At 61.7% G+C, this 12907-nt stretch carries 17 protein-coding genes; 10 read left to right on the top strand and 7 right to left on the bottom strand.

All coding sequences use genetic code 11. The annotated features are described in order from the left end of the window. Positions 1–6 precede the first annotated feature (6 nt). Genes BT119_RS05905 through BT119_RS05885 form a run of 5 tightly spaced genes read right to left on the bottom strand, consistent with a single transcriptional unit; the run spans position 7 to position 2555 of the window. Positions 7–552, bottom strand: a complete 546-nt coding sequence (locus tag BT119_RS05905; RefSeq protein WP_003432112.1) for a COG4648 family protein — start codon at positions 550–552, stop codon at positions 7–9. After that, a complete protein-coding gene (locus tag BT119_RS05900; protein ID WP_003432110.1) occupies positions 549–803 on the bottom strand; it encodes an acyl carrier protein in 255 nt (84 codons plus the stop codon). Before BT119_RS05900 ends, BT119_RS05905 begins: the two co-directional genes overlap by 4 nt. Positions 804–812: 9 nt before the next feature. Continuing rightward, on the bottom strand, positions 813–1073 hold the full coding sequence (locus BT119_RS05895; protein ID WP_003316688.1) for a phosphopantetheine-binding protein: 261 nt from the start codon (positions 1071–1073) through the stop codon (positions 813–815). Next, positions 1048–1860 carry a lysophospholipid acyltransferase family protein gene (locus BT119_RS05890; RefSeq protein WP_003366070.1) on the bottom strand — a complete coding sequence of 271 codons (813 nt, stop codon included), beginning with the start codon at positions 1858–1860 and terminating at the stop codon, positions 1048–1050. Before BT119_RS05890 ends, BT119_RS05895 begins: the two co-directional genes overlap by 26 nt. After that, on the bottom strand, positions 1836–2555 hold the full coding sequence (locus tag BT119_RS05885) for a beta-ketoacyl synthase chain length factor (RefSeq protein ID WP_003366073.1): 720 nt from the start codon (positions 2553–2555) through the stop codon (positions 1836–1838). Before BT119_RS05885 ends, BT119_RS05890 begins: the two co-directional genes overlap by 25 nt. Before the next feature lie 308 nt (positions 2556–2863). On the opposite strand from BT119_RS05885, the gene BT119_RS05880 reads away from it, so the two are divergent. Next, positions 2864–3643: a ParA family protein gene (locus tag BT119_RS05880; protein ID WP_003432106.1), complete on the top strand. Its 780-nt coding sequence runs from the start codon at positions 2864–2866 to the stop codon at positions 3641–3643. 186 nt (positions 3644–3829) lie between these two features. On the opposite strand, the gene BT119_RS05875 is transcribed toward BT119_RS05880, so the two are convergent. After that, the gene (locus tag BT119_RS05875) at positions 3830–4234 is read right to left on the bottom strand and encodes a PAAR domain-containing protein (protein WP_003366077.1); all 405 of its coding nucleotides are present in this window, start codon (positions 4232–4234) and stop codon (positions 3830–3832) included. Between the two features lie 262 nt (positions 4235–4496). Here BT119_RS05875 and mdcA point away from each other — a divergent pair, with 262 nt between their 5' ends. The 9 genes from mdcA to madM all read left to right on the top strand — a co-directional run bounded on the left by mdcA (position 4497) and on the right by madM (position 11806). Continuing rightward, the gene (mdcA, locus tag BT119_RS05870) at positions 4497–6173 is read left to right on the top strand and encodes a malonate decarboxylase subunit alpha (protein ID WP_003432104.1); all 1677 of its coding nucleotides are present in this window, start codon (positions 4497–4499) and stop codon (positions 6171–6173) included. Then, positions 6173–7048, top strand: a complete 876-nt coding sequence (locus tag BT119_RS05865) for a triphosphoribosyl-dephospho-CoA synthase (RefSeq protein ID WP_003366081.1) — start codon at positions 6173–6175, stop codon at positions 7046–7048. The genes mdcA and BT119_RS05865 overlap by 1 nt, the downstream gene beginning before the upstream one ends. Before the next feature lies 1 nt (position 7049). Continuing rightward, positions 7050–7349 (top strand): malonate decarboxylase subunit delta, encoded by a 300-nt coding sequence (locus BT119_RS05860; RefSeq protein WP_003414308.1) that lies wholly within the window; start codon positions 7050–7052, stop codon positions 7347–7349. Next, complete coding sequence (locus BT119_RS05855) at positions 7342–8193, top strand: biotin-independent malonate decarboxylase subunit beta (RefSeq protein WP_054081272.1); 852 nt, start codon at positions 7342–7344, stop codon at positions 8191–8193. Before BT119_RS05860 ends, BT119_RS05855 begins: the two co-directional genes overlap by 8 nt. Continuing rightward, on the top strand, positions 8190–8990 hold the full coding sequence (mdcE, locus tag BT119_RS05850; protein WP_044308705.1) for a biotin-independent malonate decarboxylase subunit gamma: 801 nt from the start codon (positions 8190–8192) through the stop codon (positions 8988–8990). Before BT119_RS05855 ends, mdcE begins: the two co-directional genes overlap by 4 nt. Beyond that, entirely contained in the window at positions 8984–9622 is a 639-nt protein-coding gene (locus BT119_RS05845; RefSeq protein WP_003432096.1) for a malonate decarboxylase holo-ACP synthase, read from the top strand. The genes mdcE and BT119_RS05845 overlap by 7 nt, the downstream gene beginning before the upstream one ends. Then, positions 9619–10554 (top strand): malonate decarboxylase subunit epsilon, encoded by a 936-nt coding sequence (gene mdcH / locus BT119_RS05840; protein ID WP_003432095.1) that lies wholly within the window; start codon positions 9619–9621, stop codon positions 10552–10554. The genes BT119_RS05845 and mdcH overlap by 4 nt, the downstream gene beginning before the upstream one ends. Positions 10555–10623: 69 nt before the next feature. Next, positions 10624–11040: a malonate transporter subunit MadL gene (madL, locus tag BT119_RS05835; RefSeq protein WP_003366092.1), complete on the top strand. Its 417-nt coding sequence runs from the start codon at positions 10624–10626 to the stop codon at positions 11038–11040. A 1-nt stretch (position 11041) separates the two neighbouring features. Then, positions 11042–11806 carry a malonate transporter subunit MadM gene (gene madM / locus BT119_RS05830; protein WP_003366094.1) on the top strand — a complete coding sequence of 255 codons (765 nt, stop codon included), beginning with the start codon at positions 11042–11044 and terminating at the stop codon, positions 11804–11806. A gap of 66 nt (positions 11807–11872) precedes the next feature. On the opposite strand, the gene BT119_RS05825 is transcribed toward madM, so the two are convergent. Beyond that, complete coding sequence (locus BT119_RS05825) at positions 11873–12799, bottom strand: LysR family transcriptional regulator (protein ID WP_044308702.1); 927 nt, start codon at positions 12797–12799, stop codon at positions 11873–11875. Between the last annotated feature and the right edge of the window lie 108 nt (positions 12800–12907).

Raw genomic sequence — 12907 nt, 5'->3', positions numbered from 1 at the left:
TCCATTTCATTTGCCGCCCGCTGAGGGTGGGCGGACGATCCATTCAACAGCGAATAACACGCCCATCAGGCCGTAGGAAATCAGGCCGGTGTACAGCGTCCACCATGACAACGGTGCCCACAGTGTCAGGATGGCTGACGTGAGGCCGTTGACGAGAAAGAACAGGCACCAAATCTGCGTGACTTTACGTGTATAGCGGATACCCGCCTCAGGCAGATCGGGACGGTTCAGGCGCGCCATCTTTTCCACGATCGGCGGGCCGTAGACCAGGCTTGAGCCGAACAGGCCGAGCATGAAGGTGCTGACCAGTACCGGGTACCAGCGCAGCATCATGTGACTGTCGAGGGCGCCGAGCACCGCGCAAAAGATCAGCGCTACAATCGCCATCGCCAGGCTGCCTTGCCTGCGCTCTCCGGTCAGGGCGCGCGCCAGCCACAGGCTGCCCAGCAGCAGCGCGAACTGCCAAGGGGCGAAATGCTCGGTCCCCCAATAGACGGCGAATGGATAGAGCACGCCGGCCAGCACCAGAATCAGGCCAATCAGCCGCTTCATTCGGCGGTGTTGACCAGTTTGTAGACGGCCTCTACCACGTCATTCACGGTCCTCACCGACTTGAACTCTTCAGCCGCAATCTTTTTGCCGGTCTTGCGTTTGATGTGATCGATCAGGTCCACGGCATCGATGCTGTCGATTTCCAGGTCCTGATACAGGTTGGCTTCAAGCGTGACTCGCTCAGGCTCCAGTTCGAACAGTTCCACCATTGCGGTGCGCAGGATTTCGAAGATGTCTTCACGGGTTTGCATGTTCAATTCTCAGGCCGGTTGTCTGGCGCTGACGAAGGCCGCAAGGCTGTCGACGCTGGCGAAATGGTTACGGGTGTCCTTTGCATCGGCATCGATCCTGATGCCATAACGCTTCTGGATGGCCAGGCCCAATTCGAGCGCATCCACCGAGTCCAGTCCCAGTCCTTCGCCAAACAGCGTCATATCGTTGCCGATATCTTCCGGGGTGATGTCTTCGAGGCCCAGGGCATCGATGATCAACAATTTAATGTCCTGGTGCAGATCGCTCATCTGAGGCGAGCTCCTTGGTGAAATAGTCATGCAGGTAATCGTTGAGCTTGCGGGACGCCAGGGGCGGTGGGCCTAGCGCACTGAAGGCGGTTGGTTCTATATCGGCACCGACGCGCAAAGTGAAGTGCACGCGGCGTTGCGGAATGCGATACCAAGGCTCGGCCTTGGTCAGGGTGGTCGGCTGGACCTTGATCGTCACCGGGGTGATGACGCTCGCGCCACGCAGCGCAATGGCGGCCGCGCCGCGGTGAAAGACAGGCGGCTGGCCTGGCTGGGTGCGCGTGCCTTCCGGGAAAATGATCAGTGTCTGGCCGCTTTGCAGGCGCTCTACGGCGGCGTCTAGCATCTCCATGCTGCCGTCGTTGCTGATGTAACCGGTGGAGCGCACAGGGCCGCGGGTGAACGGGTTCTCCCACAGGCTGCGTTTGACCACGCAGTTGGCGTCACGCACCAGCCCGATCAGAAACACGACATCGATCAGTGACGGGTGGTTGGCGATGATCATCTGCCCTGGGCGACCAAGCTTTTCGGCGCCTTGTACGTCATAGGTCAGCACCCGCATGCGCGCCATGATGCGGATGAACAGCCAGAACAGGCGGCTGATGGTCCGTCGCGCGCGGCGCTGATGGCTGGCCACACTGCCAGGCAGGCAACTCAATACTGGAAAAACGAACAACCGCAGGCATAAACCGCTCAACCCGAACAGGGCAAAGCTGATGCCTGTTGCCAGCAGACGCCAGTAATAGGCGTCCCGACCTTTTTTCAGTGACTGCGTTGCCAGTTCCATAACCGGTTATTCCAAGGGTGCAGGCAGACGGATTGATCAGTGTGCAAGGCCCGCAGCAGGTTCAGGGCATGGGGCCACTGAGTGCGCTTGGTGCCTTGCGTATCGGTGTTCAGAGACAGTTGCCACTCATTCCCCGGCGTCAGCAGCAAGCCGACCGCGTAGGGAAAGGGCACGTCATCAATCCATTGGGCATAGGCTTGCGGCGGCTGTTCTTCAGTCACCACAAGCAATACTGCTTCTGCTCCCTCGGCCAGCAACGCTGCGGCCTCGAATGCTCCATACTCCAGCCCGTCGCCTGTGGCGGCCAGGGCTGTCATCTCACTTGTTTCACCGCGCATGATCGACCACAGACCAATGATGGCGTTATGCACTGAAAGGCTGAACTGGGTCGGTGAAAGCGGCTCGTTGGCGGCCAGATCACGCAGGATTTCAAAGGTCCTCGGGGTTTCTCCGTGGCGCGAGACAAACACCAGCGGGACGCGCTCCAGCCCTTCAGTCAATGGCCAGCCGACGGCAAACGCCATTCTCGCCATGCGGCCCAGGCGGCGGCGTTGCATCGCAGGAAGGAAAGACACGTCTGGCGCTGCATCACTGGTTTCCAGCAGCGTCGGATCGAGGCTCCATCGCTGCCAGTCTTCCGCGCTCGCCAGGCCCGGCGCCCAGGCTTGCCATCGTGCAATGTTGAAGGTGATCAAGGCTTCTCTTCCCGCCCCTGCGGGCTTGTTTCTCGCTACATCGATATCAGGTCGATATCAGCCTGGGTGCGGTAATTGACCGAGTGCGCGCATTATCCTGATGGGGCTCATTACTAGCAAATTTGTTACATAAAAACCGTTTACAGGCGTGTATTTTAAGGTTGAAGTCGTTTTTCTGTATGACAACCGGCCAGCAACTGTTTTGCGTTAAGCTCACCGTTGTCACATGCACTGTCTAGACTCGATTTCCTCTTACGGTCGTTATCGGCCACTCCTGCTGTTTCTTCATCTTTCAAGGAATCCAAAGCATGCGTCGCGTGGTATTCAATCAGAAGGGCGGTGTCGGCAAATCGAGCATCGCCTGCAATCTGGCTGCAGTCAGCGCTCACGAAGGCTATCGGACGTTATTGATCGATCTCGATGCCCAGGCCAACTCGACTCAGTACCTCACCGGCCTGACCGGTCAGGACATTCCGATGGGGATTGCCGAGTTCTTCAAGAACACGCTGTCCGGCTCACCGGTCGCCAAAAAGAACCATGTCGATATCTACGAAACACCGTTCGACAACCTGCACGTGATCACGGCGACTGCAGAGCTTGCTGACCTGCAGCCCAAGCTCGAGGCCAAGCACAAGATCAACAAGCTGCGCAAACTGCTCGACGAGTTGAGCGAAGATTACGAGCGTATCTATCTGGATACGCCGCCAGCACTGAATTTTTATGCGGTTTCGGCGTTGATCGCCTCTGATCGGGTGCTGATCCCTTTCGACTGCGACAGCTTCTCGCGACAGGCGCTGTATGGGTTGATGCGCGAGATCGAGGAGTTGAAAGAGGACCACAACGAAGATCTTCAGGTTGAAGGCATCATCGTCAACCAGTTCCAGCCCAGAGCCAGCCTGCCGCAGCAGATGCTCGACGAACTGATTGCCGAAGGCCTGCCGGTGCTGCCGGTCTATCTCAACGCCTCGGTAAAAATGCGCGAGTCGCATCAGGCCAACCTGCCGCTGATCCACCTCGACCCACGGCACAAACTGACGCAGCAGTTCATGGAACTGCATCACTTGCTCGAGACCAACGCCCATCCGTGATGGGCATACCTATACGGAGCCTTGGCGCTAGAGTTGAAACGCAAGTCATGTGGGAGCGGGCTTGCTCGCGAAGGGGCCGGTACAGACCCCGAAAGCAGGGCGTTTAAACCAGCGCATTCGTGAGCAAGCTCACTCCCACAAAGCATGTGTATGCTGAATACGGAGCATGGGCACGAGATTCGCAACTCAACATGGCTGCGAAAGAGGCCTGAGTACTTCGGGCGTATAGCTGCCGTCTCTCAATGAGCGCGCCAGATGTTCGGCATAGAGTCGCGCTGTCGAGGCCAGTTCTTCGGGGATGGCGACGGTTGCGTCCATGTCGGCCCGGACGTGCTCCTGCGAGGTGGTCAGCGTGTTGCTGCCGGGTGCACAGCCACACTGCACCTCATGACCCTGAGTAGCGACCGCCACAAGTTCGTCGATGTAGGTGGGGTTTCCCTGGGCGATGAAGCCAATCTGCCTGCAGGCCGGGCACCACACCGGGTCACCCATGCGCGCCACACGACGCAGTTCGATGACTTCGCTTGCCGATGCGGCCAGCACGAAGCCGCCGGTGGTAGTGAGATCGCCTTCCCTGACTATAAATGACATCGCGCTACTGCCTCTGGGTTACGGAAAACCTCAAGGCTAGGCGCAAACACGGATTTCGATAGCACCCCGGGCCCTTTAAAGACCGGTCCTACGCAATTACCAGCCGGGCATTTCGAGCATGTTGCATGCGCGATGACGCACCCGGCGAAACGTCCGTTTCCCCATCGTTACTCCAGCCGTAATGATTCGACGCGCTGCTTGATTGATGCCCGACCGCTATCGCTCCTAAGGTGGCCGACGACAGCAAAATCGTGGAGCGATCATGACAACAACAACTTCCCCCGACGCACGCTGGACACGTCGTCGCAGCGAGAAGCAGCGGCGTCTGGAGCAAGTGCGGGCGTTGGCCGATGGTGTGGTGTTGCCGACCGGCAATATCGTCGCCGCGCTGGAGGCCCTGCTGGTTTCCGGCGACCGCGTGGTGCTTGAAGGCAACAATCAGAAGCAGGCGGACTTCCTCTCCCGCGCGCTGGCCAAAGTCGATCCGGGCAAGGTGCATGACCTGCACATGATCATGCCGAGCGTCGGCCGCGCCGAGCACCTTGACCTGTTCGAACAGGGCATCGCGCGCAAGCTGGACTTCTCGTTTGCCGGCACGCAAAGCCTGCGCATCAGTCAGTTGCTGGAAGACGGCCTGCTGGAAATCGGCGCGATCCACACCTACATCGAACTCTATTCACGGCTGGTGGTGGACCTCATCCCCAACGTGGTGCTGGCGGCAGGCTTCATGGCCGACCGCGCCGGCAACATCTACACCGGGCCCAGTACCGAAGACACCCCCGCACTCATCGAACCGGCGGCATTCAGCGACGGCATCGTTATCGTCCAGGTCAATCAGCTGGTCGATGACGTCAGCGAGCTGCCACGGGTGGATATCCCGGCCTCGTGGGTCGATTTTGTGGTGGTGGCCGACAAGCCGTTCTACATCGAGCCGCTGTTCACCCGCGATCCGCGCCACATCAAGCCGGTGCATGTGCTGATGGCAATGATGGCGATTCGCGGCATCTACGAGAAACACAATGTCCAGTCGCTGAACCACGGCATCGGTTTCAATACCGCCGCCATTGAGCTGATTCTGCCGACCTACGGCGAGTCGCTGGGCCTGAAGGGCAAGATCTGCCGCAACTGGACACTCAATCCGCACCCGACGCTGATCCCGGCCATCGAAAGCGGCTGGGTCGAGAGCGTGCATTGTTTTGGCACCGAGCTGGGCATGGAGAACTACATTGCTGCCCGCCCGGATGTGTTCTTCACCGGACGCGATGGCTCGCTGCGTTCCAACCGCCAGCTCTGCCAGCTGGCCGGGCAATACGCCGTGGACCTGTTCATCGGCGCAACCCTGCAGGTCGATGGCGACGGGCACTCCTCGACAGTCACCCGTGGTCGTCTGGCCGGCTTTGGCGGCGCGCCGAACATGGGCCATGACCCACGCGGCCGGCGTCACGCCACGCCCGCCTGGCTCGATATGCGTCAGCAGCACGATGACGGCCCGGCTGCCTACCTGGAGCGCGGCAAGAAGTTGGTGGTGCAGATGGTCGAAACGTTTCAGGAAGGCGGCAAACCGACCTTCGTCGAAACCCTGGACGCGGTCGAAGTGGCGAAGAAAAGCGGCATGCCGCTGGCGCCGATCATGATCTACGGCGACGACGTGACCCACCTGCTGACCGAAGAAGGCATCGCCTATCTCTACAAGGCGCGCAGCCTTGAGGAACGCCAGGCGATGATCGCGGCAGTGGCGGGCGTGACTGTGATCGGTTTGCGCCACAACCCCAAGGACACCGCGCGCATGCGCCGTGAAGGGCTGATCGCGCTGCCCGAAGACCTCGGCATTCGTCGCACCGACGCCAGTCGTGAACTGCTGGCCGCCAAGAGCATTGCCGATCTGGTTCAGTGGTCCGGTGGCCTCTACAACCCGCCTGCCAAATTCAGGAGCTGGTAATGAGCGCACTTCAATTGGCACCGCAATCGGCCTCGCTGGCAGTACGACTGGCCGATCTGGCCGTCGACGCCTTGATCGACGAAGCCGACCTGTCGCCCAAACCGGCCCTGGTGGACCGGCGTGGCAGCGGCGCGCACAGCGATTTGCACCTGGGGCTGATGCATTCCTCGGCGCTGTCATTGTGGCCGACTTTCAAGTTGATGGCTGACGCCGCCACGCAGTTCGCTGTTGTGGACCGGCCATTGCGTGAGGCACTGGGCAGGCTTGGCCGTGAAGGCGAAGCCACCATGCTGCGCACCACCAGCGGGGTGAATACGCATCGCGGCGCGATCTGGGCGCTGGGTCTGCTGGTGACCGCTGCCGCGCTGGAGGCTCGGGATTGTGCGCCCGATGCCATCTGCGCGCGCGCTGCCGCTTTGGCCCAGATCAAGGACCGCCAGGTGCTCACGCAGAATAGCCACGGTGATCAGGTAGTTCGTCGTTACGGCGTCATGGGCGCCAGAGAGCAGGCGCAGCAAGGGTTCCCGGCGGTCAGGCTGTTCGCCTTGCCACAACTGCAACGCAGCCGTGCGGCAGGCAGCGGCGAACAGAACGCTCGGTTGGATGCGCTGTTGGCGATCATGACTACGCTGGACGACACCTGTGTGCTGCATCGCGCCGGCATCGAAGGGCTGAATGCCATGCAGCGCGGGGCACAGCGCGTGCTCGACGCCGGAGGCAGCGCCAGTCTGGCGGGCCGCCGCGCACTGAACGAGCTTGATCAGCACTTGCTGGCCCTCAATGCTTCGCCCGGTGGCGCGGCGGATCTGCTGGCTGCCTGCCTGTTCATCGATGGTCTTGAGCCTGCGCTCGGCCCTGTTTCGAGGAGTGCCTGAAATGGAAACCCTGTCTTTTGAATTTCCTGCCGGACAGCCGCCCAAGGGCCGTGCGCTGGTGGGGGTGGTGGGCTCCGGTGATCTGGAGGTGCTGCTGGAACCCGGTAAACCGGGCACCTTGTCGATTCAGGTGGTGACGTCGGTCAACGGTGCCTCGCTGCGCTGGCAACACCTGTTCGAGCGCATGTTCGAGGGGCAGACCCCGCCTGCGCTGAGCATCGATATTCATGACTTCGGCGCGACGCCCGGCGTCGTGCGTTTGCGCCTGGAGCAAGGCTTCGAGGAGATCGGTCATGACTGATAGCGCACGTTTGCTGAATCAGCACAGTTTCATCGAATTGGGTGCCCGACAGCGCGCCCGCGCCTTGCTGGATGCAGGCAGCTTCCGCGAACTGCTGGGGCCGTTCGATCGGGTCATGTCGCCGTGGCTGGCCATGCAGGGCGTGGTGCCTCAGGCGGATGACGGCGTGGTGGTCGCCAAAGGCACTGTCGATGGTCGGCCAGTGGTCATCGCCGCCATCGAAGGCTCGTTTCAGGGCGGCAGCATGGGCGAAGTCGGCGGCGCGAAAATGGCCGGTGCGCTGGAACTGGCTGCCGAAGATAACCGCAACGGTATTCCCACCGCTGCTATCTTGCTGCTGGAAACCGGTGGTGTGCGTTTGCAGGAAGCCAATCTGGGCCTGGCCGCGATTGCTGAGATTCATGCCGCGATAGTCGATCTGCGTCAGTACCAGCCGGTGATCGGTGTGGTGGCAGGCAGCGTCGGCTGCTTTGGCGGGATGTCCATCGCCGCAGGGCTGTGCAGTTACCTGCTGGTGACCCAGGAAGCACGTCTGGGCCTGAACGGTCCGCAGGTGATCGAGCAGGAAGCCGGCATCGAAGAATACGACTCCCGTGACCGTCCGTTCATCTGGAGCCTGACCGGTGGCGAGCAACGCTTTGCCAGCGCTCTGGTGGATGGTTTTGCTGCCGATGATGTCGCCGATGTCCGCCAGCAGGTCAGCGGCTGGCTCAAACAGGGCGTGCCCGACACGCATCGCAGCAGTCAGTACCCACTGTTCCTGCAGCGACTGGCAAGCCTGGACACCGAGCCGCAAATTGATCCGCAAAGCGTGCGTACCCTCTATCAAGGAGCCCGGTCATGAGTCATTCACAGCGGGGTTTGAACTGGTTCAACGCCTTGAGCGCAGGCGCCCGTGAGGTCACTGGCCTGCCTGCCTCACTCAAGGTCGCCGACGGTTTTCTCGGCGAGCAGGCGGTGCGTTTTGTTGCAGTGATTGCCGATACCGACAACCGCTTTCCCCGGGCGCGTCAGGGCGAAGTCGGCCTGCTGGAAGGCTGGGGCCTGGCCAAGGCGGTGGACGAGGCCATCGAGCAGGATCGCGACCGCGCCGAAAAACGTGCATTGATTGCCATCGTCGACGTGCCGAGCCAGGCCTACGGGCGTCGCGAGGAGGCGCTCGGTATCCATCAGGCATTGGCCGGAGCTGTGGACAGTTACGCGCGAGCGCGTCTGGCGGGACATCCGGTGATCGGTCTATTGGTGGGCAAAGCCATGTCCGGCGCATTCCTGGCCCACGGCTATCAGGCCAATCGATTGATCGCGCTGCGTGATCCCGGCGTGATGGTGCATGCGATGGGCAAAGCCTCGGCAGCCCGCGTAACCCTGCGCAGCGTCGAGGACTTGGAAAAGCTCGCCGCCAGCATCCCGCCGATGGCTTACGACATCGACAGTTACGCCAGTCTCGGTCTGCTGTGGGAAACCCTGGCGGTCAGCCAGATCGAACAGCCCGCTGCAGATGACCTGATTCAGGTGCGCAACGTGCTGAGCAGTGCGATCAAGGACGTGCAGGCCCGCGGCGTCGATCTGAGCAGCCGTCTGGGTGCGAGCAACCGTGCGGCGTCGGCCAATGTGCGTCAGTTGCTGCGGGCGCAATGGTGATCAGCAACACTGGCGCAGTGCTGCCCCATGATTTGTTGTGGGGCATGCCGCTGTCTGCGTTGCCGGACGACGCGCCCAAATGGGCGGTCGAGGCCGTGCTGGCCGGGCAACCGGTGGTGGTCCGGCGTCAGGCAATGCCCGCCGGGCAGGTGGCGGTGGGCTTGCGCGGTCGCGGTCGGGAGCAACGCTATGCCGCAAGCATGCCGTTGGCCGACGTCTGCCGAAGGGTCATGCCCGAGCAGTTGATCGAAGCCCCGACCGAGAGCCTTCAGCAATGGCCGGCGTTGCAGGCGTTGCGCCAGATCCGTCCGGTCATGGAGGCGCTGGAGCTGGACTGGGGCGTCGGCGGCAGTGCCGGATTCGAGCTGGCCAGCGGTATTGCGGCGTTGCATCAGGACAGCGATCTGGACCTGATTCTGCGCACCCCGGGGCGCCTAAGTCGCCGCTGCGCCGCCGAGCTGGTCGAGGCGCTGGAAACCTCGGTCTGTCGGGTCGACGTTCAGCTGCAACTTGAACACGGTGCCGTGGCGCTGCGTGAGTGGGCGCGGCCAACGGGGCGGGTGCTGCTCAAGACCGCCAGCGGCGCGCGGTTGGTTGCAGACCCATGGCACCTGGGGCAGGTGTGCGCATGAGCAGCCTGTGGGTATTTCCCGGCCAGGGCGCCCAGCAAGCCGGCATGCTGCATCAGTTGCCGGACGAGGCCGTGGTGCGCGATTGCCTGCAGGAAGCCGCCGATGCGCTGGGCGAAGACGTGCTGGCGCTGGACACTGCCGAGGCACTGCAAGCCACCCGTGCCGTTCAGCTTTGCCTGCTGATCGCTGGCGTCGCATGCGCGCGCGTGCTGCAGGCGCGTGAGTGTGTGCCGGACTACCTGGCAGGGCTGTCCATCGGCGCTTATCCGGCAGCAGTGATTTCGGGAGCGCTGGCTTTTGACGACGCCGTGCGCCTGGTCGCGCTGCGTGGCGAGCTGATGCAAAGCGCCTGGCCGCAGGGTTACGGTATGACCGCGCTCATCGGTCTGGACCAGACGCAGGTAGAAGCGCTGATCGCGCAGGTACACAGCGCGAAGGCACCGGTATTTCTCGCCAATATCAACGCCGACAACCAGATGGTGATCTCCGGCAGTACCGAGGCGATGCATCAGGTCGGTCAACTGGCCAAGGCTGCCGGAGCGGCAGCGGTCAAGCGTCTTGCGGTCAGCGTGCCGTCACATTGCGCCTTGCTGGACGCTCCCGCGCAACAACTGGCCGAGGCCTTTTCAAGGGTCGCGCTAAAGGCACCCACCATACGTTACCTGAGCGGCAGCACGGCGCGACCTGTGCGCAATGCCGAGAAGCTGCGTGACGACCTGGCGTTCAACATGTGTCGGGTCATCGACTGGCGCAGCACCGTGGAAACCGCCTGGGAGCGGGGCGTGCGCCTGCACATCGAGTTGCCGCCCGGCAGCGTGCTGACCGGGCTGGCGCGCAAAGTATTCCAGCAGGGCACCGCGCTGGCTTTTCAGGCTGCGCGCCTGGACAGCCTGGTTGCGCTGTCGCGCGAGGAGGGTCGCCGCACCCCATAGAGCCGCCGTGCAGCTGCTACGAAGGACAAAAACAACAACTTCAGCAATGCAAACAGAGGAATAACAACAATGATTATCTATGGTGTTGCACTACTGGCCATTTGCACGCTTGCGGGCGTGATTCTCGGCGATATGCTCGGCGTTCTGCTGGGCGTGAAATCCAATGTGGGCGGGGTCGGGATCGCCATGATCCTGTTGATCTGCGCGCGCCTGTGGATGGAAAAACACGGCGGCATGAGCAAGGACTGCGAAATGGGCGTGGGTTTCTGGGGCGCTCTGTACATCCCGGTGGTGGTGGCGATGGCCGCACAACAAAACGTTGTAACCGCACTCAAGGGCGGGCCGGTGGCGGTGTTGGCCGCTGTGGGTTCGGTGGTGCTGTGTGCCTGCACCATCGCAGTGATCAGTCGTACCAATCGCGGCGAGCCGTTACCCAAGGAAGAGCCGCTGCTGACGCCTGAAATCGCCCCGGCTGGAGGTCGCTGATATGTGGGATCTCATCGAGAAGGGACTTGAACACAACGGCCTGATCACCGCATTCGCCTTCGTCGGCATCATCATGTGGGTGTCTGTGGTGCTGTCCAAACGCCTGACGTTCGGCCGGGTGCATGGTTCGGCCATTGCGATTGTCATCGGGCTGATTCTGGCCTGGGTCGGCGGCACCTTGACCGGCGGCCAGAAAGGGCTGGCGGATATCACGCTGTTTTCCGGTATCGGCCTGATGGGCGGGGCGATGCTGCGTGACTTCGCTATCGTGGCGACGGCTTTTGAAGTGCAGGCCACCGAAGCGCGCAAGGCCGGGCTGATCGGCGCCATCGCCTTGCTGCTGGGCACGATTCTGCCGTTTATCGTCGGCGCGAGCATTGCCTGGTTGTTCGGTTATCGAGACGCGATCAGCATGACCACTATCGGTGCCGGGGCGGTGACCTACATTGTCGGCCCGGTGACCGGTGCTGCGCTGGGTGCCACCTCCGATGTGATGGCGCTGTCGATTGCCACCGGCCTGATCAAGGCGATTCTGGTGATGGTCGGCACGCCCATGGCGGCGCGCTGGATGGGGCTGGACAATCCGCGCTCGGCGATGGTTTTCGGTGGTCTGGCGGGTACTGTCAGCGGCGTTACCGCAGGGCTGGCGGCAACCGACCGGCGTCTGGTGCCTTATGGCGCGCTGACCGCTACGTTCCACACCGGTCTGGGCTGCCTGCTCGGGCCATCGGTGCTGTACTTCATCGTGCGCGCCATCGTCGGCTAGGCGCTGTACTAAAAGTGGCTGCGCTCGGTGATGCTTCGTTCGCCGACTTTTCGTACAGAGCCTAGGTCAGGTCATCTGTTCCAGCAGCCGGTTGGTGTACATCCGGCACTCGGCCAACAGCGCGAGCAGGTTGGGATCGCGCTGTTTGGACTTGAGAAAAACAATGCCGATGTGTTGCTGCATCCGGTAGCGGCTCTGCAACGGGATCAGGCGCACGCGGTTTTCATAGACCGCGGCGATTCTTCCCGGCAGCAGTGCATAGCCGACGCCGGAGCTGACCATGCTCAGCAGGGTGAAGATGTCATTGACCTGCATCGCCACCTTGGGCTCGAAACCGGCCTGCCGGAACACGCGGATCCCGTCGCGGTGCGTGGCAAAGCCTTGGGTCAGGGTGATGAACGTCGCTTCGCGCAGATCGCCCAGGTCCACTTCAGGGTGTTCGGCGAACGGTGAGTCGGTGGGGACGGCGAGAAAGATGTCGTCGGAAAACAGCGCCAGATGCTCGCAGTCCGGGTCGTTGGTGCTCTCATCCAGTGACACCAGCATCGCATCGACTTCCATGTTCTTGAGCTTGTACAGCAGGTCCATGTTCGAGCCCAGAATCAGGTCGATATTCAGCTCGCTGCGGCGGATCTTCAGGCCCATGATCAACTGCGGCACGGTCTTGACGGTCAGCGAATACAACGCCCCCAGGCGAAACCGCGCCGCTGAGAAGCCTGCCGCCTGACGGGTCAGTTCTACCGTGGCGAGCACGTCCTGGACCAGCTTCTGCGCACGCTCTTCAAGTACATACGCGCTTTCCAGCGGCGTCAGGTTGCGGCCCTCATGCTTGAACAGCGGGCAACGCAACGCACTTTCCAGCGAATGAATGGCGCGGTGCACGCTGACGTTACTGGTCTGCAGCTCCTCCGCTGCACGTGCCAGATTGCCGGTGCGCATGAAGGCCAGGAATATTTCCAGTTTCTTGAGCGTCAGTTCGTCATCGATCTGCATGTCGTGGCGCTTATGGTTGAGGTGCGCTGATTGTGCACAACTCATGCGTCGATAGCTGCTTAAAATATCCGTCACTGACACGGGTGTTGCGGTTTGTTTCAATAACCC

Origin of the sequence: Pseudomonas sp. NFACC10-1, assembly GCF_900119195.1 — a bacterium.
Lineage (GTDB): Bacteria > Pseudomonadota > Gammaproteobacteria > Pseudomonadales > Pseudomonadaceae > Aquipseudomonas > Aquipseudomonas cerasi.
This window is presented reverse-complemented; position numbering and strand designations above follow the sequence as displayed.